Genomic DNA, 25,285 nt, shown 5'->3' with positions numbered 1-25,285 from the left:
GCCGGGCGGTTTTTTTTGAAATATCAAATGGCCCGAAAATAAGTGCGGTGCAGAATTTTTGAGAGTCGCCATGAGCAATCAACGCAAAAAAATAATTATTCTTGGCGGGGGTACCGCTGGCTGGATAACTGCCAATCTGATGGCGACCCACTGGCAGGATAAAGGGTTTGAAATCACCTTGGTGGAATCACCGGATATCGGGATTATCGGTGTTGGGGAGGGATCAACTCCACCGCTAAAAGGTTTTATGGAGACTATAGGAGTTAGCGAATCAGAGTGGATGCCTGCCTGTAACGCTACTTACAAAGTGGGAATTACCTTTAGGGATTGGTCGGTTAAGCCGGGCTTTACTGAGTATGTTCATCCTTTTGTTGGCCAGCCTGACCAATTTACTATCCCGGCATTTTTTCATAATAGTTACTTGCGCAGGAAAGGCGTTGACCTGGAGGGACATCCGGATCATTTCTTTCTGGCTACTGAGATGATACGGCAAAAATTATCTCCAGTCGCGCCGGAAAACTTCCCTTTTGAAATTGCCTATGGCTATCATTTTGATTCTGGTTTATTGGGCCAGTTCCTGCGTCGTGTTGCCGAAAAAAAAGGCGTTCGCTATAAGGTGGCGACAGTGGCTGGCGCCATGCTCGATGCACAGGGGAATATTGATCATCTGAAAACTACTGATGGTGAGGTTCTCAAAGCGGATCTGTATGTGGACAGTTCCGGCTTCCGTGGAAGTCTTATACAACAATCCCTGAAAGTTCCTTTCATTAGTAGCGCTGAGAGTCTGTTTAACGATTCTGCGGTTGTATTTGCTACAGATCAGGATAAAGAGTATGCACCGCATACTATTTCTACTGCGATGAAATATGGCTGGGCCTGGAAAATCCCACTGACTAATCGCAATGGCAATGGCTATGTTTACAGCTCTCGCTTTGTCGACGATGACAAGGCAGAAACGGAATTTCGCGCTCACTTGGGGTTGTTGGACAGTGATGTCGAGGCGCGTAGATTAAAGTTCAAGGTGGGACGGGTTGCCCAACACTGGGCCAAGAACTGCCTGGCGGTGGGGCTCTCCCAAGGCTTTATTGAGCCTTTGGAGGCAACGGCGCTGGATATGGTTCAGGAAACCGTTGTGCGCTTTATTGAGGCCTACAACAATGGTGATCATACAGATAAGTATAGGGATGATTTTAATAATCGTATCAGTGCTCGTTTTGATGCAGTGCGGGACTATATCGTCTGTCACTACCGTATTAGTTCGAGAACTGATACGGATTATTGGATTGCCAATGGGACTAATGAAAAGATATCTCCCTCCCTGCGCTCAATCTTGATGTCCTGGATGGCAGGCAAGAATATTACTGATGAACTACTGAATCAAAAATTGGATGTCTATTTCCCGAATGTATCCTGGAATTGCCTGTTGACTGGCAAGGGGATTTACCCGGGACAGGAACAGTTGCGTCCAGGTAATGAGCTCGCACACAAATATAAACTGGAAGAAATCAGGGATTTTAACCGCCGCTGTGCTCTAAACTTTATGCCGCACATGGATCAGTTAAATCAATTAAGGATGGGGTAGGAGGAAATCTGGAATAGTGCTCGGGTTATCTCTGAGCACTATTCCATTTTAATCAGATAGGGGAATAAATCGTCTTAATTTAACAAATGATTATTCATTGTCCTGAAATTCAATTTTTTCTGACTCTTTAATGCGAAGTGTGCGTTTTTCTCCGCGCTCTCCACGGATTTTCACACGATCTCCCGATTTCATACCTTTGAGCTTGGCCTCATCGGCATCCAGGAAAAAGTAGTGGCCAGTCTGCTCATCTTTCAGGGAAAACTTACGCTTGGATTTTCCTGTTTCAAAATCTTCAGAGATAATTTCTTCCAAGGTGCCAGTTACAATCTCCTCTGCTTGTACAAACAGGGAGAAGCTCAATGCAAACGCTATTAGAATGAACTTTTTCATAGTATTTATCCTACGGTAACGGATTTATAGTCTAATCACTGTAACTGACTAAGATAGTGGCCGACTGTTTGTCTGAGGCCATAGATTGAAACTCAATGGTTAAGCCAATATTTGAGTCGGTAAAGCTATCTCCTGGCTCCTTGAGTTCTGCTACATGGTTAAAGAGTCTATTATCGAGATAATGAACGGATACTGAATTTTCCATATGAGACGATGGGTTCAGTATGTCATGGCCTACATGGTAGTTCACGTAGTAGTAGTCTTCTCCATTCTGACTACCCGCGCTCTCAACTTTCAGCTGCTGGGGCAGATTTCCTGAGAGCTCTCCCGCAGTCAGCTCAATAGCCTCAATCTCCACCTCTTCTGTTCTGCCGGCGGTCTGGGTTACCGTTTGAGTATATTCGGGGAATAAATCATACCAGCCCATATACTCACGGTGACCACTGCCAAACAAGCGAGATCTCCAGGCATTCCCCATAAAGCTCCCGTCTGTTCCATATTCGCTTTCGCCACTATCGAAGGTATCCCCATCATTGTTGTCATCATTGCCAGCATGGCTCAGTCCAATATTGTGTCCAAGCTCGTGGCCCATAATCATCTGATCTGTATAGGCAGTAACGATGCTCCACCTTCCACCAACGGAAGCGACACCAGCCCCTACTAGCCCGGCACTCTTGGCCTCTGGAGGAAAAATGTAGACTCGGTGGCGCCAGTCGCTTAGGTCAATCGGATTGTTGTTGTCATCTACAAAATTGGCCTCAGCCCACTCGGTGGCATTATCCCGCCAAGTATATCCTCCATCGGTATACTCTCCACCCTGACTGGATCGGGCCGATGCATCATCAACACTTAAAGTGCCACCATTCTGGCTATCGGGAATATTGTAGCTGATGCAGTCAATGGAGCTGTCTTCATTACTATCTTCGCCATAACAGTAATGCCCCAGGGAATTGTCACTGATGAGATGACGGAGAAATTTTAGCTGTCCCAATGAATTCTTTAGATAGGTATTATCGAGGGAGTCCTCATCGTTAAATACCATATCTGCAATATCTGAGATGTCAGTAGTATCCGTCGGTGCTGCATCAGAGAAGTTCATAAAAATGAATACGATACTACTTTCGTCAGGCTCGATGGTGACAATAGAAAAAGTAACTGATTGGGTAGAGCCATCACTCAGTTGAAATGAAACGGTATCTTCTGTGGTCTCACCATTATTCAAATTATCTGCTGAGTCATTCAGGCTGTATTCCCAGTCCCCACTGCTGGATAACTCTAAATCACCGTATGAGCCGTTAATAGTTTCCTTGACGAACTCCGGTGTGTTGCCATCGACATCCTCTAAAAGGAATGTACCTGAAGCAAATTCCTTTCCTTCAACAATTAGGGTAGCCAGTGGGCTGGCGGGGTTAAAAGTGTAGGTGTCATCGTATCCAGTGATGGAAATGGATATGGTCGCTTCTGAGTTACTGAAGCCAATGCCAATACTGAACGTGTCGGTAGCTATTTCTGAGCCAGCAATGGGATCGGATAACTCACTGTCCAGAGTGTAGGTCCAGCTGCCATCGCTGGAGATTTCCAGTTCCCCGTAAGTTCCGTGAAAATTTCCAGACTCAAAGGTTTGATTGCTATTTGAGTCATCGATCAGTTGCCCTGAGACCGTGATCTCGTCATCTTCACTGACGCTGCCACTACCTCCGCTTATGCTAGAGGAACTGTCATTGTCAGAGTCGCTATTGCCATTGGAGCCTGAGTTATCACTATCACTATCACTATCACTATCAGAATCAGAGCTGCCATTATCGTTGCCAGAGTTAGATCCAGAATTATTGTCGCTGCCAACAGCAGTGTCTTCAGTACCGCTTTCATCGGAGCTTCCGCCGCCCCCACAAGCAGAAAGAAATACAGCTAAACTGATAGCTGTAAGCAACTTCAATGAATAAGTCATATCGCCTCGATAGATCCGTTATACCAAATATGATTGGTGCGGAGTATAAAGAGATGGTGATCATATTCTGTGATGGCTGGCTTGATTTTGACGTGGGCTTATTGCTGGGATAGGGCAGAACACCATCTGTCATATGATTCGATAAGGCTTATTTATACGGAAGATAAAATAGGGGAAAATTGGCGAATAATTATAGGCGACTTGTATTACTGAATATCAATTTTTTTGAGCCTGTTGGCAAAATTAAGTTGATGGCGGTCAACTATTTGGTGTGAATAGTTGACCGCTCAAGAGTTATCACTCTTTAGATAGCTCACTTAGGAACTGTTTTAGATGTGTAACATTACAATCTTTTTTTCCAGTACAGTTTTCCAGTATTTGCTGTAGCTGTTGATCGTCGCTTTGCTCAGTAGCCAGTTTCAAATAATGTAGCATCTGGTTAATGTTCTGGTCGGCAGGCTCTCCCTGACTATAGGCTTCAGCAATTTTCAGTGATGCCATGCCATGCCCCCTTTTGGAAGCCTCATCGTAGAGTGACAGTGCCCGATCCAGATTGGCCTCTACACCAAGTCCCTGCTCATACATGCGAGCTTGATTAAAAAATCCATACTTTGAATTTTTGTTCGCTGCCTGCTCGAACCAATATAAGGCTTTGGAGTAGTTTTTTATACCGTTATTCTCGGAGTCCAAATATATGAGACCCAGCTTATTCATGGCAGAAGCTAATCCACTCTCTGCTGCTTGAGTATAATAATAAATTGCCTGTTCAAGGTCCTTGTATACTCCATTACCCGTTTCATAGAGTCCTGCCAGCCTTGCACTAGAATTGGCTGATCCCTCCTCAGCAGCAAGCCTATAGAGTTCTGCAGCACGAGCTGGGCTTTTTTCAACTCCATAGCCATGTTCGGCGGAGTAACCCATATTGGTAATGCACTCCAGATTGCCGGCCCTTCCACAGAGTAAATACCAAGCATAGGCAATCTCAGGATTGGCGTCTGCAATAATGTCTTTGGAATTCAGTATTCCCATTTTTAATTGTGCAGGAAGGTGGTTGCGGAATGCCGCTGCTCGGTATTCCCTGATAGATTGACTGATATTAATTGGCTCGCCATGTACTCCGAATTGAGCGATACGGCCCCTTTCATAGAGTGCTGCTGGATTTCCTGCAACTGCGGCCTCATTGAGAAGTGCCATGCCCTCACTGATTTCTCTTTTCTCTTCCAATAGGTAGCTGGCATAAAAAAATTGCGCCGGGGAAAAGCCGCTATTGGAGGATTTTTGGATATGTTGCTCAAATTGATAATAGTTATTTTGCTCGAGATATCCTATGGCTTGGGTGAAGGAAGCCATTGGATAATTTTTGTTGGCGCTAGCCTGCAGGAGTTGTTTAGCACGGTTTTCGTTGATAGAGGCAAATTCTTCTGAAGCAAAGAGGGAATAGAGTTCGTACTCTGCCTGACCTTTTTTCAGGTGTTGTTCGGCACTGGATAGTAGTGAAATCGCGAGTTCTTCATCTTGCTCAATGCCCAGTCCCATATAGGCCATATAAGCGAGAAAAACTTTTGCCTCTTGCAGGCCCAAATCTGCAGCAGCAACAAATAATTGGGCGCACTCGTTGATAGAAAATTTTTCAGTTTTTTCACTGAGGCACAGTCGTCCTAAACTGATGTTGGCAGAAATAGACCCCATAACTATGGCGTCAAGGTAGGCTTGCTCTGCTTGCGAGTACTGTCCCTCAGCATGGAATACAGTGCCTTCGGCGTGCCGAGCTGCGTAATCTGTAGAGGCTAGAACCTGAATTACATCCGTATAGAGCTGATCTGATGTGCCGGCAAACGGGTACCGAATCGCGAGTAGGCGGTGTAGAAAACGGGCATTATCGAAGTAAATTTTGGATACTTGATTACCTCCGATTTCCCTCACGTTATATACGCGATAGATAGTATTGCGACTATTGGCAAACTCTATATAGCTATCGATAATTTCATAGCCGGATATGGTGAGCAGATCTTCTGCGTCTGCCCAGCTCGCTACTTCGAAAGCACTGTAGCCATATTCACCACTGCGTCCGGAAAGGATGCCCGTCGCAATAAATTCAAACAGGTTTTTGTGATAATTGGCGGCCTCCAGTTGCCCCACAGACTCATAGCATTCGGCGGCAGTGAGGTGGGGCATCAGGGACAGGATGTTGTTATTGACCACGGCCTTCCAATCCACTGCGTCACAGGCTTTTTGTCCAGACTCAATCGCAGCCATTTCTGATTGGTAGTGGTCTCTGGCAGCGATGTTATTCACTGGCTGCTGGGATTCCAGATATGCGAACCAGAAGTCCTCATAAGCGACTGTGTCCGGAGCGCTGGCTACCTGGTTGGTTAACAGCCGGATTTGGTTGTCGCCCGATTCGATCGTGGTTTGGCCGGCACAGGAGGCCAGTAAGTACATGATGGGAGCAAAGATTAGTTTTTTCATTATTTACTTCCTGATCAATGACTTAACCAGGTTTTTCATTGCCTTGCTGGTTTCCTGGGTATTGGAGTTGTCGCCTTTTGCCCAAAACTGATATTGAAGGGCTTCATCCAGTTTATCCAGCTGCTCCATATACTCGGCAATATCTGTGTTGCGAACGTGGTCTGTTTTGGATTTAAAGGCGTAGTTCACTGAGATACTGTTACCAGTATGATCAGAGGTTCTTGAGAAGGTAAACCAGGGGTTGTCAATCTGAAGTTCCTGAGATTCTTCTCGCCACAAGACTTCACCGGTAACCTTGGCTATTGCCTTGTGATGGATATCTACTGGATGCGCTAATGCGAGTGGGCTCTGGCGAATGCGCTTCTGAGGACTGGTGATATAGGACGCGATACTGGAGCCATATAGTGAGAAAATTTTGCGGGCAGAATTCAGTTCGGCAAAATTACTGATTTCATAAAGCTCTGAAACCTGAAGTACATTCTCATCCCGATTGTCCCGATGATGAATATTGGATGTTATCTCAATACCGGGGTAGTAGGTTGCCATAAAGTTGGCGTAATTGCTCTTGATATATTCCGAGTCTGCGGACTGGAAAAATTGACGCATTTGTTCTGCCTTAAGAGCGCTATAGGTGGATTCAACAGCCAGCCCCGCAGTATTTGCTCCTGCATTAATCTCAAAGTTCTCAGTGACATCCAGCTGCAGCGTGCCGTTGGAGGGATAAATCGTGGTTACCTCTTTTAATGCTTGGGTTCCCGCGCGAATGGGGAGCGCTAATTCATAGTCAAAAAAGCCTTTGTTCTTGATATTGGAGCCTTGTCCGGAGGCGGTACCATCAACCCAGTAATCCTGCCCGTTGAGTTCAATGACACTGATTACATGGTCAAATGAACTGGGAGAGGGAATGTCATTGGCAAGGTCGCGGCCGCGTCCTGAGGAAACCAGGGCTGGATAAGATTTAACTCCCAGATGAGACAGCATGGCGGTTATTAATATGGCTTTATCTTTACAGTCGCCGTAACGCTTATCCAAAGTCTCCTTGGGGGGGCGGGGTTGATGAGAATTGATGCCAAACTCGATACCAAAGTAACGGATATCTTCCTGAACGTAGGCAACCGCCTTGCTGACAGCTGCCTCAAGTCCCTCCTCTACGCGCCATTGATCCAACTGCCGGGTGAGTTCCTGTGGCAGGGAGAGGTCAATATCGTAGAGTGTCATTGCCCAATCGTTTACTTCAGCCCAGCTGTTATAGCCTGAATATTGGATGTAGTTGAATGGGTCATGCCAGTGAGGGTATTCCCCCTCCTGAAGTATCGGAGATACCTGCTTCAGGTCCAGCGTGTACTGGAATTTACCGTTATTGCGGCTAATGTTTACCGGTACTTTCTCATTGTTAAAACGGTAATTAAGTTTGTTGTCACTGGTGATCCTTACAAAGCGTCTGTCGATGGTATCCGGCCAGGATAAGTAGAAAGTGCCAAAATCTCCGCGCTCAAAAATAGGGTTATTACCTTCAAGCGTATAGGCATAGGAGATTTTGTCTCCGGGCCGGATATCCTCAAGGATATAGAGCGCATTCCACATCTCAGAGTAGAGCTTACTGGATAGTTCCTGCTCAGACTGGAATAACTTGAAGTCTTCTTTTTCCAGCCGATCAATCACTCGATCATCGCGAGTGACAGTAATTTCGTGAACTACCAACTGTTGGAATGCAGGGTAGAAACTGATGTTCAGTTCCGATACCTGTTTAACCCCTTGCTGATTGAGGGGTTCCATCACCAATTGAAAATAGTATTGGTGTTGTTCATTAGCATGGGAGATTTGGGAGTTGCTCAGGTGATACCTAACACTGCCTTCGGGTGCAGTGACACTACTCGAGAGGTCGACGGCATTCACCCAAGTGGGTGTTGGGGCTATGTTAATTTCAGGGGTAGCCTGGGCCAGCGACACAGCAAATAAGAGAGTCACAGCCAGAATTTGGCCGAAGGAACGATATTTCAAAATGAGCCTCGATTGTTATCTACAGCCTATACCGGCGGAGACAGAATAGATCTTGGGTGGGGAGTAAGCAGAAGAGGCACGCAGGGCACCCTACGATTGATTCGCTCCTGTTGAACCCTGGATCTTTCCTATAGGGCAGTGCCTGTTGCCGTTTGGCAGCGGCGCTCCGTTACCGCTTGGTGTTGGGATCGTTAAGTGAACAGCCGGTAATATACCCCAATGACTATGGGCTGAGTATCGAATGGCTATGACCGCTGGTGTTTTGAATAAGTTTTTCGGCGGTTCAAATTGATCAAGGCTGGGTTTATTGTGTCCAGGCGAAAAAATGGTCAAAAAATAACCGAATTTTGAAGATGGGAGGCCACCCAGCTTGTGGGCTGAGTGACCCGAGGCATGCTTATTGGGCCTGCTCCTGAACAGGCATTTCTTCGAGCTTAGCCTTTATCTCTTTCAGCTTTTCCTTAACTCGGGCTGCATTGTCGGGGCCCATGCGGATCATCAGCTTTTGTATTCCAGGGAGTTTTTCCAGTTTTGGATCGGCAAATTTGTAATACACCGATGGGCGTATCAATTGAATAGGGCCTTCAACATCTGGCGCTGCCAGTACATTGTCGATTGCTCCAATCACCACCTGGTGGAATGACTTGTTGCGAATCCCCAGCTCGCCATAGGCCTGAGCTAAACGGGGGTACCAGTACTGATACAAAGTAATGATGGCATCAGTGTTAGCCAGTGCGAACAATCGTACTGGTTGGTCGTAACGGCGATAGTTCTCCGGGGACAGCTGGTAGCCTTCAGCGGATGACCCGGTAACGGTGATGGGGCCGCGAATGGTTTTCAGCGGGCGATGCTTGTGAATCAGCTCACCACGGGATGCTGCGTTGGCAGCGGCCACCCATTTACGTATTACTTCGTCGGGTACCAGCCAGCGGGACAGGGCGCCGTCGGGTGCCAAGGACATTAACTCGTCATATGCGGCCTTGTCGCTCTCGTTCAGGGGGGGAGGCGGCTCTCTGCCGGGCTCCTCTTCAATGACCGGCTCCTCGGGCGGCTGGGCTGGTTCCTGGCTCTCAGGTTGTGCCAGGGCCTCTGGCTCGGGAGCAGTTTGGGGTTCTTCAACAACACCGATGGTGGGAATTTCTTTTTTCTTTTCCTCGCCGGTCCAGAGCCAATAGGCTGCTGCAGCGACAACGACCACCACAATAATGCCGATGATCCACCCTTGCCTAGATTGTTGTTCCGACATTCCCTGCCTCCTTTGACTGCTAACAGAATGTGACGCTTGGACCACGACAAAGCGCTGCGGTTTCTCGCGGTCTGCTGGTTTTACATTACTCTGCAAAAGCGCCGCTCGCAAAATAGTTTTACTATGGGGTAATTGCACAACCTTATTGCCGGTCTTATACCCTGCGCAGCACCTACGCCCCCGCGCGGGAGGATGTTTGATTTACTGGGCCTATTAGAGTGGTCTGGGGAGCTTCTGAATAATTCTGAGCGGCGAATAAAAGAGAGAACAATGGGAAAATTCACCAGCTTATTGATTGGCCTGATGCTGGGTGGTGTACAAGCTGCCTTGGCTGCAGAGCCGGTAGACCCTTTTTGGCGCAATGCGACAGTCTATTTTATGTTGCCGGACCGTTTTAATAACGGCGATAGCAGCAATGATTTCCCCTACGGCCGCAAAGACGATGCAGCATACCTGCGCGGTTTTGAGGGAGGGGATCTGCGCGGTGTTATCGAGAAAATTGAAGCCGGGTATTTTAATGATCTCGGGGTCGATGCTATCTGGATGGCCCCGGTGATTGAGAACATCCATGGCTACAATGAGTCCGATAAACACACCTACGCTTTCCATGGCTACTGGCCTAAGGACTGGACTGCCGTAGATGCCAACTTTGGCACCGAAGCAGAACTGGCAGAATTGATTGAGGTAGCTCACAGCCAGGGGATTCGCGTATTGCTGGATGTAATTCTCAATCACACCGGGCCAGTCACTGAACAGGATTCCAGATGGCCCTCGAGTTGGCTGCGCAATAGCCAGCAATGCGATTGGTCTGACTATGCCGGCAACGTTGAATGTGCAATTCACGCGAATTTGACGGATATCCTCACGGAGAGTGAGAAAGATGTCGAATTGCCGCCGCAACTGGTGGCAAAGTGGAAAAAAGAAGGCCGCCTGCAGCAAGAGCAGCGCGAGCTGGATGCCTTTTTCGAGCGCACTGGCTATCCCCGTGCCCCCAAATATTACCTGATCAAGTGGTTAACCGACTGGGTGCGTGAATACGGTGTCGATGGCTTTCGTGTGGACACCGTTAAACACGTAGAGCCACAAGCCTGGGCAATACTGAAAAAGGAAGCGGACTTAGCCCTGGCGGAGTGGAAGGCTGAGAACCCGAAGAAGAAATTGGATGATCGCAATTTCTTTATGGTGGGTGAAGTTTACCATTTTGGCGTTAACAACTTCGGTCCCAGTGTTGGTCGTTCCTACGATTATAGCGACCGGAAAGTGGACTTTTATCAGTACGGTTTTGACAGCCTGATTAACTTCGACTTTGCCCAGGTTGCGGGCCGGCCAGCGGAGGATATTTTCTCCAGCTATTCTTCCGCCTTGAACAGTGGCGAACTAAAAGGGTTCGGTGTCCTAAATTATCTAGGCTCTCACGATGACCATCACTCATTTGACCGCGAGCGTCAGCACACACTGAATGCCGCAAGTAAACTGATGTTGGCGCCCGGTGCAGTGCAGATATATTACGGTGATGAACTGGCGCGCCCCATGATTGATGATCGCGCATTCGGCGACGCCTCTATGCGCACCAATATGAACTGGGATGACTTGGAAAAGCCGGAAACCCGTGCATTGCTGGCTCATTGGCAGAAGCTTGGGCAGTTTCGTCGATCGCACCCGGCAGTTGGCGCTGGTGTACACCAGAAGCTGGAGGATAAGCCTTATACATTCTCCCGCACCTTATCTGGTGAGCAGCCGGTAGTTGTGGCGATGGAACTGTCCGCGGGTGAAAAGAGCGTATCAGTTAAAGGTGTGTTTGCCGATGGTATCGAACTGACCGATTACTACTCGGGCAAGCGAGCCAAAGTTGAGGATGGCAGGGTGACTTTTGATACCGAGGGAACTGTGCTACTGCTATCTGCTAAATTGCAGTAAATCCAAAAAAGAAAGCCCCGGCAGATAGCACTGCTGGGGCTGTCAGCATCCTTGAAAATGGGATGACTTAATCGTTGTTCATTGTTGTTGTGGTGAACTGGTTACATACCATCACATCAACATCTAACTGGCCAATTACACGCTCGGCAGTATTGCCACGCAGGAATGAACCGGTCTCGCCGTACTGATTCATAGTTCCCATCACGACCAGATCTGCATCGATCTCACGGGCCACCTCCTCAACAACATCACTGGTATAGCCGCGCTTTACGTGAATGCGATGGGTGGGGACACCGGTTTTATCGGCAAGCTTGGCCAAAGCACCGCGATCTGGGTAGAGCATAGAATCCAGGAAGGCGTTTACGAGGTGTAGCTCTGCTCCGTAATGACCTGCGATATAGGTCGCGCGTTCGCTGATCTGGCGATTGAGCTCGCGCTGTTCGAGGGTTTTTGCCTGGTAGTTAACGGTAGCCAATACAACTTTGCGCTCGTCCTTGGCGCCGGGGCGAATCAATACCACTGGGCAGCGCGCTGTTTTCAGGACTCGCCACTTGGACTCGGCGAAGGTAAAGCGACGGCTGTTCTTCGCGTGTACTGGTAGGTAGATCATTTCTGCGTTGCAACGCTTTGATTCCTGCACGATGGCCGCCTGCCAATCACTGGACCAGCAAACAGTGATCTCACAGGAAAGACCAGCTTCTGAGATGGGTTCACGAATTTGTTCACGGAACCACGACTCATCGCGAAATAGGTGGTCGTTTACCGCACGGGTATCCACCGCTTCACCATCAACTGCGACGAATACAGCCAGTCGCGGCTGAGGATTGCGTCCACGTGAAGTAATCAGGGCTCGCTCCAGAGCTACATGCTTCTCATCGTTAGGGTCCACTACAACGAATACGGTGCTTTGCTGCTCCATTTTTTCTCCTCAACTAAGCGTGTTACTGGCCAGTGCGACCTGCAGTTGACCATGAGGTCTAATCTACCATGATGGGGTGGTCAGCCCGAGTACCTGACTGTCCCATTTGTCGAATTTGGCGCCTATCTCATCGAATAATTTTGTTGCGCATAATGGCGAAGTTGGGGGTGGGGGTATTGAGGTAGATCAAGTTTATAGGTAGCACGTGCAAGCCCACTGCAACCAAAATGCGGGTGACCAGAATTCAAAATGTATTCTTGCCTGGTAGCATTATTGAGAGCTGGTTGGAGTATGTTGGGATTGGAATTACTTAGGGAGTGGGGGGGCTAACTACAACACCATAAGTAACTATCGGCTACAGGCTCTTTGAGTTAAGCCGTGATCGGTTCTTTTAGTCTTTCCCAAAGAAACTTACTCGGTGAAGAGGGAGCGCGCACTATACGCGCGTCCCTAGTGCTCAATTCGTAAGGTTTAGACTTCCCGATACTGGTCAATGAGCGCCTTGATATTTTTCTTAAGTACAGCGCCAATATCTCCACCTGCACCGCCCACGGACAGATCACTATCGGCGTGAGCCTTGTATTTAACATCACCGGTTTCGGAGTCCTTAACAGTCAGGACAGAGTCAACGCCTCCCTTTCCTGCGCCAAAGCCAACAGCCCAGCGCAATGCGCGATTTCCGTATTGAACCTTCACATCAAGATCAACGAGCAAAGTCTTGCCTTCAGCTTCATCTAAGGAATTGACGAGTTGATAATCGCTCTCTCTGGCAAATTCCTCGAGTTCACTGCGGGTATGGAGCTCCCAATTTTTCATTTTTTCCTGTAGGGCACTATTGTTTTTGGCTGCACTTTCATTTGAGTACACCCTTACATCTTGTATTAATATATTTTTATAGTCTTCAAAACTTTGCGCTTGAACGTCTGTTTTTACGTGTGCGACACCACATCCGTATAAAGCTGAAAGTGTCACGGCAAGGCAAAACACCTTTATTCCTTTGAAAAATTTCATCCTTTTCCCCTTAATTTGAATATAAAAGCTGAAACTTCACAGTAGGGATCGAGCCCTAGCTGTCTATTTCAGTTACCGGCTGAGCGGTTTTATAGTTAGTGCAGATGAAATGAACTACATATTCACTGCCCGGTAAGTTTACAAGGAAAATACATTACTTTCTCTACTGACAACGGAAGAACGCACTTGAATGAAGCTATAGTACTAAGTTGTAGGGCAACTAGTTTAAGATACGCTCTGTTAAAGACTTGAGCCTATTGCCTGAGGAAATAACCTAGAACTTGACTGCCACATAGGCTTACATAACGTAGCAGGCTTTATATAAAAGGTTGCTAAAGCTGCTGTAGGAGGTAGATAGATAAGCTAAGTGATTTGGGTGTTCAAGCGGCAAATTGAAGTTAGGAAGTTTCTATGTTTTACGCCCGCCCCCCTTGCTAGTGATTTATAGAGAGACCAGCTTTCATAGTGCACGATTATGTCGGGATTTATACACTTTGTCCAAGAGCGTAAATTGGAGCATATAGGGACCACAGTAAGAAAGCAATCTCAACAATTGAAATGATAAAATGTATAAATGAAATGCGAAACATTCCATATTTTACTTTTATCAGTAGCTCAGATTGATGCCAGACAACCATTGGCAAAAAGCTCATAATCGAAAGTAATAGTAAGTAAGGGTGTAGTTCAATAAGAAATATGGTCTGGAATGGCAATTCTACGCCAAAGTTAGCGTACATTTCAGCAAAATAAGGGGTTAACCAATAACCAAGAAAATAGACGGTCGCTGAGATTACTGAGAAGATAGAACTTAGTACCTTTTTCCAAGTCAAGAGCTGGCATTCATTTGTTTCAACAGAATTAGGGGGGGTATATATATTTTCCATATTCTTATTTTCTAATATCGTGATAACCGAGCGGAGCTAAGGGTGGTAAAGTGAGCGAAGCGAACCATGCTGAAATTTATCAACGGTGGCTGCCTTGATTATCTCACGTCTTCAAACTGAATAGTTGCTTTACAATTCATAATTAACTTAACGTTTATATGTTGGTCATCCCGACTACTATTATCCTGATTTTTATCTGGGGGTGCAATATTGAGCTAAACTCGAATAAATAAGGAATTACTACAGCAAAAATAAAGTTGTGGAAACATTCAATTTATAAGAAAACGCTCACAGCTATCGAATTGGCTGAAGAGGCTCATGTTATTTCAGTTTACTGTGCCCTTAAATCTCCAAGCCTCAAAGAAGCGTTGCTGATGGCTGTTAATCACGATGGCGATTTAGATTCTACAGGCTCTATTAGCGGAAACCTGATTGGTGCCAATTAGGGTGTTGGTGCAATTCCTGAAAATTGGCTGGCTCAACTTGAGCTATCTGATTAGACATCAGAAATAGCTCAAGATCTAATGGAGTTTCGAATTTAGCCTGTAAGTGAGTTTGATGAACACTGTGATTATGCTCATGGAATAACTAAGAAATATCTGGGGTATTAATTTCTATCTATCTAGAGTCATTGCTAAGAAGTGCTCACATACCGTCATTATTTCAAGTATTTAAAGCTAGAGTTGTGAGTGATTATGTTTTCCCGTCTGTTTAAATTTTGGTCTTAAAAGCCAAATTATCTTCGCTATTTAGACCTGTAGCACAAATATCTACTACGCCCCCTATAGGGAGGATGTGCTCTCAAGCACTGATTATTAGCCTTCCAAAAGCCCGAATAGTTGTAATTTCGGGCTTGCAGTAGCACAGGAGGTGCATATTACCGCTGCTGTTCGGTATTTGTTCACATACTACCGGTTTATTGATGCCTTTGGTGGTCTGTGGATATCTCAGGATGAGTGATCAATTGGTCGGGTATAGCAATCCAGCGGTTTAGATACTGTGTAGTTGGGATTCCCAAATATCTGGCTTGAATTGCAAAAAATAATAAATGGTCACCTGTGATGATAAGCCTGAACTTTTCTTCGCCGTTTGCGGTGCTTCCCACAAATTCTTTTCTTGAGCGAATGCCTATTGGTTGTGTCGCCTTAGGAGAATATTTCTAGCTCCTACTGTGGGGCGAACGCAATCCAAGTATCTGCAAATGCCTGGGAAAAGGCGTGCTTATAGATTGACCCTACTTATGTAGAAATGGAGAGCCATTAACTATTGGTAGGCAACTGCCTCTGGGGTTCTCCTTATACAAAAAAGATAACGACTACAGATGAGAGAAAAAGGAAAGCTAAAATGAAAAAACAATTTCCACTAAAAGGGCTTCTGGGAGGCGCGAGTATCGTACTCGGAGCCATGTCCAGTACCCATGCCAGCGCAGGCACAGCCTTTGTACACCTGTTTGAATGGAGCTGGAATGATATCGCCAGCGAATGTGAGGAGTTCCTGGGGCCGAAAGGATTTGATGCGGTACAGATTTCACCGCCCCAAGAGCATGTCAGCCATTCTACCTGGTGGGCGCGTTACCAGCCGGTAACTTACTCTAACCTGACCAGTCGCAGCGGTACCGAGGAGGAGCTGCAGAGTATGATCGACCGCTGTAATGCAGCGGGTGTTAAGGTTTATGCAGATGCTGTGATTAACCACACGGCAGCCTGGAATGGCGGTGGTACGGGTTGGGGCGGTACTGAGTGGACACTATTGAATCACCCGGAATTTTCCTCCTGGGATTACCACTCCGAGTGCACGGTCGATAACTACAGTGATGCCGATAATGTCTGGGATTGTCGCTTGGTTGGACTGCCAGACTTGGATACAGCTTCCAGCTATGTACAGCAGACCCTGGCTGATTACCTGAATAAATTGCAGGATATGGGTATTGCCGGTTTCCGCGTAGATGCGGTTAAGCACATGTCTCCCAGTGATATGTACGGCATCATGAGTAAAGCCGGCAATCCGTGGATATTTTCTGAAGTTATCGGTGCAGACGGCGAAGCCTCTGAAATCCAGCCATCGAATTATACATTCCTGGGCCGTGTGACTGAATTCAAGTACGGCACTGATGTGGCAAGTAATTTTAACGGCCAAATTAAAAACCTCGCTAGTATCGGTGAGAGTTGGGGACTTTTATCTTCCAGCGATGCAGTTCACTTTATCGATAACCACGATCGTGAACGAGGCCACGGTGGCGGCGGTAACCTGACCTATCACGATGGCTACAAGTACAACCTGGCCAACGTGTTTATGTTGGCACACCCCTATGGCTATCCGAAGGTAATGTCGGGTTATGACTTTACCGATACGGATATAGGTCCCCCCAGCACTGGACCGGAAAGCTGTGAAAACAATGAATGGGTATGTCAGCACCGATGGGGCAATATTGCCAATATGGTGGGTTTCCGTAACTACACCGATGGCACCAGTATGGAAAATTGGTGGGATAACGGAGATAACCAGATTGCTTTTGGACGTGGTGATAAAGGCTACGTTGTTATCAATAACGAGGGTAACTCTCTCAGCCAGACGCTGTATACAGGGCTTCCTGCAGGGGACTACTGTAATGTCCTGGCGGGAGATGATGAGTGCAGTGGCGATGTTATTTCCGTAGGCAGCAATGGCTATGCCACTTTCAATGTTGCAGCTTATTCCGCTGCTGCCATTCACGGTGGGCAACTATCTGGTCCCTGTGGTGATGAATGTTCTGGGACGGGTTTCCCCAGCCTTTATTTCCGTGGCACTGCAAATAATTGGGAAGCAACAGCTTTTGAATTGGTAGCAGATAATACCTGGCAATTGGTGGTTAATTTTGATGGCCAGGCAGACCAACGCTTTAAGTTGGATATCTACGGTGACTGGACCGAAAATTACGGTGACGATGGTGCTGATGGCACACTGGATCAAACCGGAGCAGATATTTATACCTCAGTAACCGGAAACTATCTCATTGAAGTAAATGATGAGACTCTGGCCTATTCGATCACTGAGGTTTCTTCCCAGCAGGCACCTACTGCAACCGTGACTCCAGTATCCAGCACAGTAGAAGTCAATCAGAGTATCACCCTGGATGCCAGCAGCTCTACTGATAGCGACGGTAGTGTGGTTTCCTATAGCTGGAGCAGTGGTGGTAGTTCTTCCACGAAATCTTTGAGCTTCGCCAGTGCGGGCACTTATACCGAGACGGTCACTGTTACTGACAACGATGGCTTAACCGATAGTGCTACGGCAACCATTACCGTGACTGATCCCAATGCTGGTTATGCTCATAACTTTACGGCATTAAATTTCCGCGGTACGCCCAATAGCTGGGGCACTCAGGCGATGACCCTGGTTGCAGATAATACCTGGCGTGCCACTGTGGCGTTTGATGGCAGCAGTAACCAGCGCTTTAAGTTTGATGTCAGCAGTGACTGGGCTGAAAACTACGGGGATAACAATGCGGACGGCTCTCTGGAGCAGGGTGGGGATGATATCTACACTGATGTATCAGGTACCTATATTGTTGAGGTAAATGATGAAACCCTGAGCTACAGCCTGACCTGTGCAGACTGTGGTAGTTACGCATCCAACTTTTCCTCACTTTATTTCCGTGGCACACCAAATAGTTGGGGTGCTGATGCTATGGAATTAGTTGCCGACAATACCTGGGAAATCCAGGTAAATTTTGATGGCCAATCCCAGCAGCGTTTTAAGTTCGATGTTAATGCTGACTGGAGTGAAAACTATGGCGATAGCGACTCCGATGGTGACTTGGAGCAGGGTGGATCTGATGTCTACACCTCTGTAAGCGGAAGCTACAAGGTGCAGGTGAATGATCAAACTATGACTTATAGTGTGATTGCACTGTAATTGATAAGAGCCTGCAGGCCAGGAAGTTGGACTGCAGGCTTCTTTAGTTATTTATTTTCTTTTTCTTTAGCCTGCAGTGCTTGTTGTAGCGCCTGCAATTTTGCAATCTCTTCTTGATTTAACTCTGGGTTCGATTCACAACGAGGATCGGTTTTTTGCAGCAAGGCGAGTATTTCTTTTGTCAGTGGTATGGGTTCACAGCCGTGTCCGGTTTCGCAAATTAAATCCCATTGCGGTTTGGCCTGGATATGGCAGGCAAAGCAGTTACCTCCAAAACGGTTAACTACATCAACAAAACCTCGCTTACGGATTTTGCTGCCTTCCTCAGAAACATCCAGTTCAAAAAACTCCCAATCTTTAGTGGCGGGGTTAAAGCCTTTTTGGTGTTTGACCATCACTTCCCCGGGGACTAACTGGACCACTGATCCAGGAGGATAAACACCTCCAGTGTTGGAGTTTGCGACCTCTAGAGTCCCATCCAGATCTCCCAGTAAATTATCCACATAAAACCCCCGCACCTTGGTCATATCTCGGATGCAGTTAAAAGTCTCGTCTGTCACCTGGATAGGTGCTTCGCTCTGTTCAGCCTTGTTAGTTTTAGCCATTGTAGGAAGTGCTACTGATGCTAAAAGTGCAGCCAAAATTATGTTTAGTGGTGAAAAATAGTGGCTAGGTTGTCGGTTCATAATCTCCCCTTGCATATCAATTTCGGCTTTTATTTAAATTGTGCACAATATAGTTGCGGGCAATATACATGGGGTAGTGTTTATGTCAAGCGAGTTACCTGATGAGTATGGTTAGGGATTGTCGGGATTATGTTGTGAGAAAGGGGGTAGGGTGGGTATAAATTGCTGTGCTTAAGCGTTCTTGGAGGGGAGTAGTCCCCTCCAGGGCTGAGAGGCTAATTCTGGGGAGCAGTGGATATTGCAAAGATATGGCTTTCGTAGGGTGCCAACTGGATCTTTGTGGAGGCTTGGTCTTTTTCCAAGATAAGGTTTGCCACCTTATTGGATGTCTGGCTTTCAGCCAGGTAGCTGCCCGGTTGTAGTTTCCAGGCCTCTAGAAGTGCTGTAGGCAACTGAAAATTAAACTCCACAGCCCTGTTATCGAAGTTGGCGATTACCAACAATTTTTCATGTTCACTCCAGCGGGCAAAGGAGAATTGTTTTTCCCCATAGCCAGAGTTTTGCTTGCGGTTGTAGCTGTGCAAGTCCAGGTAATCGCCAAGTAAGGCCGGGCTCTGTTTGGAGAAATTAAGCAGGCGCTGGTAGAAGCTGCGCAGCTCTTTTTCTTCTTTTGTCAGCAGTGCAGTGTCAAAAGCGCCCTCATTGTTCCAGCGGCGTACACTGGGTACTGACCAGTAGTCGAAAATGGTGGTGCGGCTGGCTTTGCCGAAGCCGGCATCTTTATTGGCGGGCTCTCCTAACTCCTGGCCAAAGTAAACCAAGGTAGGGGCTGGAGAGAGCGTGGCAGACACCAGCATTGCAGGTTTGCCTGCCTCTGGGTTGCCAGAAAATTGTGGGCTGGCAATACGCTGCTCGTCGTGATTCTCCATAAAGCGCAACATGTGAGAGGAGATATCTATCAGGCTTGCCTGCACCTCTGCGATTTTATCTGCGCTGCCCTTGTTCTCCATGACCGCACGAATAGCGTCGTAAGTACCGACTTTATCGTAGAGATAATCCATTTTGCCCAGATGCAGATAATCCCGATAGCGCTCTGGAGTATAGATTTCGGCAAGTAACAGTGTGTTGGGGTTGCGCATTTTGATGGAGGAATTCAGGTAGCTCCAGAATTCTACCGGCACCATACCGGCCATATCATAGCGGAATCCGTCCACGCCAAAGTCCAGCCAGTAGTGGGCGATATCGCGGAATTTTTCCCAGGTGTCTGGGACTTTCTTGTCTGCCCAAAACTGGGCGTGGGCCCGGTAGTCGCGCTCGGCATATTCCTGGGGTAGCTCAGAAAAGTTCTTGCTGTTATCGGGGCGAACGCCAAAATTAATTTTGACGGTTTCATACCAGTCGTGCATGGCAGGTTGTGCACTGCGCGCGCCATTACCGGTCCATTTAGCTGGACTCTCTACAAACTGCCCATCGACAAGATCATTGGCTTCGCCATTGAGTGGCTGATAACTGTCTTCTGCAACGGGCACGCGGAAGTCTTCGCCCACCACATAGTAGAAATTGTTGTTGCGGGCGTAGGTGACCTGGGTGTTGTCGCCAGCGCCAAAATCCTGCACGCCTTGGGGTTTATCGAGAGAATGATAGGCGCGGGCTACATGGTTAGGCACTATATCGATAATTACTTTCAGGCCGGCCGCGTGGCTGCGTTCCACCAGTGCGCGGAATTCCTGTAATCGCTCTGCTGGGTTATTGGCCAGGTCTGGGTTTACGCTGTAGTAATCCTTGATGGCATAGGGAGAGCCGGCGCGGCCTTTGACCACATCTGGATCATCGTTACTGATACCGTATTCCGTATAGTCGCCAACGAGCGCGTGGTGCAGGGCGCCGGTGTACCAGATATGGGTGGCGCCCAGCGCGTGGATTTTATTCAGTGCTTTTGGGGTAAAGTCGGAGAACTTGCCCACACCATTCTCTTCGAGTGTGCCCCAGGGTTTGTTGGTGAGGTTAGTGTTGCCAAATAAGCGCGGTAGCACTTGGTAGATAACGGCTTTTTTCTCTGCAACTTTTTCAGCGGGCTGTATTTCTTCCGGGCTGCTCTCCTGGCTGCAGCCGGCAGTGCCGAATAGAGCAGCGCCCAGTAGGGAAGCCGAAAGGAGTTTGGCAATAAACAGGGAATGTAACTTCTTCATTGTTTCCTGATGACTTTAAATTTTTTTGTCAGTGAACAGCGGTTTGCTGAATTATTGATTTTTGAGCACTAAATCCAGCGGTTCTTTGTGCCAGTCAAATTTAACCAGCAGTTGCTGCTTGCGCTTGTTGTACCAGGCCCCACGGGGTGCCTGAGCAAAGTCTTTTTCAGTGTCGAAAATAGGCAGGGATTCGCCGGTAACATCGAGCTGCGCAGGCACTTGTTGCCAGTTGTGGATCTTTAAATTGACCTTGCGGGATTCCGGCATACCGGTATAACCGTCTCCTTCGCGTTTAAAGGCAAAGGCTAAACCCTGCTGTTTGTTTTCAGCTGAGAAATGCAGCTTCTCGTATTTGCCTTTTTCAAAAGCCTGCGCGGTAGCGCCATCATCTTCATAAACATAGCGCTCGGACTTTGCTGCTGATGGGTGCGCGTAGTAGTCCAGGATCAGGTTTTTACTGGAGTAATCGCGGCTGCTGTGAATATCGTCAATGGTGGGAATAATGGCGCCGGCCCGCACCAGTACAGGAATCGTTTTCAGGTTCACCTCTACCAGGGCCTGATCGCCAGAATATTGTTCATCAGTCCAGTAATCGAACCAGGTGCCGCCGGGCAGTTTTACCGCGACCTCATCCACATCTTCTTCCACGACCGGGGCAACGAGGAAGTCCTGCCCCCAAAGGTAGGCATCCTTGTAGTCCAGGAGAGATAGGTCACTTTCGTTTTCGAAAAATAGCGGGCGCATCAGCGGCATGCCGGTCTGGCTGTTTTCGAAGGCGAGGGTGTAGTTGTAGGGCAGCAGGCGATAGCGTAGTTTTACATACTCGCGCAGGATATCGCGGGTGCGGCGATCGTGGAAAACCGGTTCGGAAGCAATATGCTCCTGGGCGTGCGGGCGGTAAACCGGTTGGAATACGCCGTACTGTAACCAGCGGATATAGAGTTCGCGGTCAAATTTCTCGCCGCCGGCAAAGCCGCCCAGGTCTGAATGGGTGTAGCCAAAGCCCAGCAAGCCCATACTCAGAGCCAATTCCACCTGGGGCTGTAAGCCACCCCATTCCCGAGCGACGTCGCCGGTCCAGGGGATCATTCCGTAGCGCTGGGAGCCGGCAAAACCGGCGCGCATCATAATAAAGGGGCGGCGCTCAGGGTGCTTTGCCGTTTGGCGTTCGTGCAGTAATTGCGCCCAGGCGTGGCCGAAGGCGTTGTGGATTTCATCGGCCATACCGATTGCGTGAACGGTATCGGAGGGGTGAACTTCCGGTTCACCCAGGTCGCCCCACCAACCGGCTACGCCCTGTTCCAATAACCCGTCGTAAATATTCCAGAACCAGTCGCGGCCATCTTCGGAGAAGACATCGATCAGGCCGGTATTGCCGAAGTAGAAATCAAAACGCTTGGGCTCTCCGGCCTGGTTTTTGGCCAGGGCATTATTCGCCACGGCTTCCTGCCAGCGTTCGGAGGTGGAGAGGACAAAAGGTTCGGTCACCAGGATGGTATTGATGCCGTGCTTTTTAAGGTCGGCCATCATCTTTTCTGGTTCGGGAAAGGCTTCCTTGTCCCAGGCAAGATTGCCCATATGGCCTTTGATATCCGGGCCAAACCAGTAGAGGTCCAACACCAGGGCGTCCAGGGGGAAATCTTCTTCGGCAAACTTATCCACGGTTGCGCGGACTTCAGCTTCGCTGTGATAGCCAAAGCGCGAGGCGAAGTTACCCAGGGCCCAACGAGGTGGCAGGGGCTGTTTGCCAGTTGTGGATACATAATTTTCCAGCAACTGTGGATAAGTCTCACCGGCTACCACGATGTAAGCGGTGCGTCCGGCTACGGCTTCAAATTGCAGGATATCTTCTTCGTTTGCGCCCAGATCCAGGGTGCCGGTGGCAGAGTTGTCGAACAGCAGAATGTATTTGTTGCTGGACAGTACTGCTGGCAGGGAAAAATACATCTGGTTGGATTCGGTGGTGTATCCGTAATGGGCACGGTTATACAGGGGCAGGCGTTGACCGCGACGGTCCATCCCCATAACCCGCTCTCCGCCACCCAGCAGTTTTTCCTCTGGCGACAGTGCGAAACGGAATCCGCGTATCGTCTCGGTGGCAAAGAAACCACGCTCTTCACTCAGGATGTGTTCGCTACCGCGCAAGTACTCGATTCGGAAGGGAGACTTGTGGATGACTGCAGTAAGCGAGCCAGTGCGGTAAACGAGCTTGTCCCCTTTTTGCTCCAGTGTAGCCTCGGGTCGGCCGGCAGAATCGCTGGCCAACGCAAATGAGGGCAACTGCTTCAGGCCTTCGCGGCGATAGTGCACCGATAGCGCTGACGGACCAACCGGGGTGAGGGTGACCTCGCCCTCACTCGTCTGTACAGTTAGTGAGTCTTCGCTCATGGTGTGATCGCGGTAGTTGCGCTGTTCAGCGGCCAGGGATTGAGCGCTCAGGCAGAGTGTAGCTGCGAGGCACACCAGGCGCAGGAGTGGGAGTTTTAGGATCATCGCGCGGGACTTCAGTTGCTTGATTAGGATTCACTGTTTTGTGTTGGCCCGGCGTATACGCATGGGCCTGAGTTTATCCTAAAGCGAAGGATCTGGCCCGCATCCTCCCCTATGGGGGAGGATGGATGCTCCGGGAGTGCGTGTGAGAATGGCAGAATAAGCATAACTAGTGATGCGGTGACCTCTATGACCCAATCAGCAAGCAGCGCCGTTGCGCCGCAAGCCCAGCAACCGCGCTTGCCCTTTTGGCAGGTGTGGAATGTCAGTCTCGGTTTTCTCGGGGTGCAATTTGGCTTTTCTCTGCAAAATGCCAATGCCAGTAGAATCTTGTCTGATCTAGGGGCGGACCTTCACTCCCTGTCTCTATTCTGGATAGTGGCGCCGCTAATGGGACTGATCGTACAGCCGATCGTGGGTTCGGCTTCGGACCGGACCTGGAGTCGCTTCGGTCGCCGCAACCCCTTTATCCTTTTTGGTGCCATCGCCGCAGCCCTGGGGATGGCGTTTATGCCCAATGCTGGGATTGTGGTGGCGATAGTGGCCCCCATTATCTTTGGCGGCGTTATGTTGGCCCTGATGGACGCGGCCTTTAACGTGACCATGCAGCCTTTCCGCGCCCTGGTATCCGACATGGTGCCATCAGAGCAGCGCACCCTGGGTTACTCGATACAGTCTTTGCTGATTAACATTGGCGCCATCTTCGGCTCCATGTTGCCATTCATCCTGACTAATGTGATTGGTCTGGAAAATACTGCCCGTGCGGGAGAGGTGGCGCCCTCCGTTATAGGGGCTTTCTATATCGGCGCCACAGTGCTGCTGGGCAGTGTGTTGTGGACTGTGCTGCGCACCAAGGAGTATCCGCCGGAGCAGTACAATGCCTATAAAGGTCTCGACTCCGCGCAACTTGAGCGGGAGAGACAGCAAAAAACCCCACTGGCAAAGCGCTTGACCGGTTTTTTCCAGCTGCTAATTAAAATGCCGCGCACTATGCGCCAGCTGGCCCTGGTGCAATTCTTCTCCTGGTTTGCCCTGTTTATTATGTGGGTTTACACCACGCCTGCGATCACTCAGCACGTTTGGGGAGTGGAAGCCAAGTGGTTTGATCCCGCCTATCTGGAAAGCGTCAAAGAAATTCCCGCACATATCGCTGCCGCCAAGGGTGCTGCTGGTGACTGGGTAGGAATTATTTTTGCTGCTTACTCCCTGTTCGCAGCGATCTTCTCTATTGTCCTGGCCCGTTTGTCTCAGGTGCTGGGGCGTAAGCTCACTTATTCCCTATCGCTGGCACTGGGCGGTTTGGGATACATCAGCTTCCTGTTCTTCCAGGGGGGTGATCCCACACAGGTGAATCTGTTGATTACAGAAGTTTCCGTACCCAGTGGCGCCCTGGGATTATTGCTACCGATGGTGGGTGTGGGCATTGCCTGGGCCGCTATTCTGGCGATGCCCTATGCGATCCTCTCCGACTCGCTGCCGGCGGATAAGACTGGTGTTTATATGGGGATTTTTAATTTCACTATCGCAGCCCCGCAGATTGTTTCCGCCCTGGTAGCTGGCTTGATATTGAAAACAGTTTTCGAAAACCAGGCAATTTACATCATTGTTTTGGCGGGGGTGTGTATGTTGCTTGGCGCTATATCGGTGGCGCTTGTGAGGGAGAGTTCTGAACCCGAGCCCGCATTAAAGGCAACTACTACAGCTTGATAAAAAGTTGTA

16 protein-coding genes are annotated in these 25,285 nt (G+C 48.6%); 5 read left to right on the top strand and 11 right to left on the bottom strand.

Annotation, left to right across the window (positions count from 1 at the left end):
* Positions 1 to 70: 70 nt before the first annotated feature.
* Positions 71 to 1,582 carry a tryptophan halogenase family protein gene (locus tag ACJJIE_RS14585; RefSeq protein WP_444892162.1) on the top strand — a complete coding sequence of 504 codons (1,512 nt, stop codon included), beginning with the start codon at positions 71 to 73 and terminating at the stop codon, positions 1,580 to 1,582.
* A gap of 90 nt (positions 1,583 to 1,672) precedes the next feature.
* Here ACJJIE_RS14585 and ACJJIE_RS14580 read toward each other — a convergent pair whose 3' ends face one another.
* From ACJJIE_RS14580 to ACJJIE_RS14560, 5 genes are all read right to left on the bottom strand, one after another.
* Positions 1,673 to 1,972 carry a hypothetical protein gene (locus tag ACJJIE_RS14580; protein WP_282931055.1) on the bottom strand — a complete coding sequence of 100 codons (300 nt, stop codon included), beginning with the start codon at positions 1,970 to 1,972 and terminating at the stop codon, positions 1,673 to 1,675.
* A 31-nt stretch (positions 1,973 to 2,003) separates the two neighbouring features.
* The gene (locus ACJJIE_RS14575; RefSeq protein WP_444892161.1) at positions 2,004 to 3,920 is read right to left on the bottom strand and encodes a VCBS domain-containing protein; all 1,917 of its coding nucleotides are present in this window, start codon (positions 3,918 to 3,920) and stop codon (positions 2,004 to 2,006) included.
* A gap of 297 nt (positions 3,921 to 4,217) precedes the next feature.
* Complete coding sequence (locus tag ACJJIE_RS14570) at positions 4,218 to 6,389, bottom strand: tetratricopeptide repeat protein (RefSeq protein ID WP_444892160.1); 2,172 nt, start codon at positions 6,387 to 6,389, stop codon at positions 4,218 to 4,220.
* A gap of 3 nt (positions 6,390 to 6,392) precedes the next feature.
* Positions 6,393 to 8,390, bottom strand: a complete 1,998-nt coding sequence (locus ACJJIE_RS14565; RefSeq protein ID WP_444892159.1) for a DUF3857 domain-containing transglutaminase family protein — start codon at positions 8,388 to 8,390, stop codon at positions 6,393 to 6,395.
* A gap of 397 nt (positions 8,391 to 8,787) precedes the next feature.
* Positions 8,788 to 9,636 (bottom strand): DUF3014 domain-containing protein, encoded by an 849-nt coding sequence (locus ACJJIE_RS14560; protein ID WP_444892158.1) that lies wholly within the window; start codon positions 9,634 to 9,636, stop codon positions 8,788 to 8,790.
* A 270-nt stretch (positions 9,637 to 9,906) separates the two neighbouring features.
* On the opposite strand from ACJJIE_RS14560, the gene ACJJIE_RS14555 reads away from it, so the two are divergent.
* Positions 9,907 to 11,553 (top strand): alpha-amylase family glycosyl hydrolase, encoded by a 1,647-nt coding sequence (locus tag ACJJIE_RS14555; protein ID WP_444892157.1) that lies wholly within the window; start codon positions 9,907 to 9,909, stop codon positions 11,551 to 11,553.
* 67 nt (positions 11,554 to 11,620) lie between these two features.
* Here ACJJIE_RS14555 and ACJJIE_RS14550 read toward each other — a convergent pair whose 3' ends face one another.
* The 3 genes from ACJJIE_RS14550 to ACJJIE_RS14540 form a co-directional block, all read right to left on the bottom strand.
* Complete coding sequence (locus tag ACJJIE_RS14550; protein ID WP_108734685.1) at positions 11,621 to 12,472, bottom strand: universal stress protein; 852 nt, start codon at positions 12,470 to 12,472, stop codon at positions 11,621 to 11,623.
* A 471-nt stretch (positions 12,473 to 12,943) separates the two neighbouring features.
* Positions 12,944 to 13,483, bottom strand: coding sequence for a hypothetical protein (locus tag ACJJIE_RS14545; RefSeq protein WP_444892156.1), 540 nt, complete (start codon positions 13,481 to 13,483; stop codon positions 12,944 to 12,946).
* Positions 13,484 to 13,968: 485 nt separating this feature from the next.
* Positions 13,969 to 14,367, bottom strand: coding sequence for a hypothetical protein (locus ACJJIE_RS14540; protein WP_444892155.1), 399 nt, complete (start codon positions 14,365 to 14,367; stop codon positions 13,969 to 13,971).
* Between the two features lie 257 nt (positions 14,368 to 14,624).
* On the opposite strand from ACJJIE_RS14540, the gene ACJJIE_RS14535 reads away from it, so the two are divergent.
* Entirely contained in the window at positions 14,625 to 14,813 is a 189-nt protein-coding gene (locus ACJJIE_RS14535) for an ADP-ribosylglycohydrolase family protein (protein WP_444892154.1), read from the top strand.
* 898 nt (positions 14,814 to 15,711) lie between these two features.
* Entirely contained in the window at positions 15,712 to 18,261 is a 2,550-nt protein-coding gene (locus ACJJIE_RS14530; protein ID WP_444892153.1) for an alpha amylase C-terminal domain-containing protein, read from the top strand.
* Positions 18,262 to 18,308: 47 nt separating this feature from the next.
* On the opposite strand, the gene ACJJIE_RS14525 is transcribed toward ACJJIE_RS14530, so the two are convergent.
* The 3 genes from ACJJIE_RS14525 to ACJJIE_RS14515 form a co-directional block, all read right to left on the bottom strand.
* On the bottom strand, positions 18,309 to 18,656 hold the full coding sequence (locus tag ACJJIE_RS14525) for a hypothetical protein (protein WP_444892152.1): 348 nt from the start codon (positions 18,654 to 18,656) through the stop codon (positions 18,309 to 18,311).
* 506 nt (positions 18,657 to 19,162) lie between these two features.
* Positions 19,163 to 21,076: an alpha-amylase family glycosyl hydrolase gene (locus ACJJIE_RS14520; RefSeq protein WP_444892151.1), complete on the bottom strand. Its 1,914-nt coding sequence runs from the start codon at positions 21,074 to 21,076 to the stop codon at positions 19,163 to 19,165.
* 51 nt (positions 21,077 to 21,127) lie between these two features.
* Complete coding sequence (locus tag ACJJIE_RS14515) at positions 21,128 to 23,569, bottom strand: glycoside hydrolase family 31 protein (protein ID WP_444892150.1); 2,442 nt, start codon at positions 23,567 to 23,569, stop codon at positions 21,128 to 21,130.
* 186 nt (positions 23,570 to 23,755) lie between these two features.
* Between ACJJIE_RS14515 and ACJJIE_RS14510 the strand changes: the two genes are divergently transcribed.
* Positions 23,756 to 25,273: an MFS transporter gene (locus tag ACJJIE_RS14510; protein WP_444892149.1), complete on the top strand. Its 1,518-nt coding sequence runs from the start codon at positions 23,756 to 23,758 to the stop codon at positions 25,271 to 25,273.
* Positions 25,274 to 25,285: the final 12 nt, after the last annotated feature.

The sequence above is a fragment of the Microbulbifer maximicatervae (SeqCode) genome, assembly GCF_052467325.1.
The sequence above is the reverse complement of the archived record's forward strand: the minus strand, read 5'-3'. Positions and strand labels throughout refer to the sequence as shown.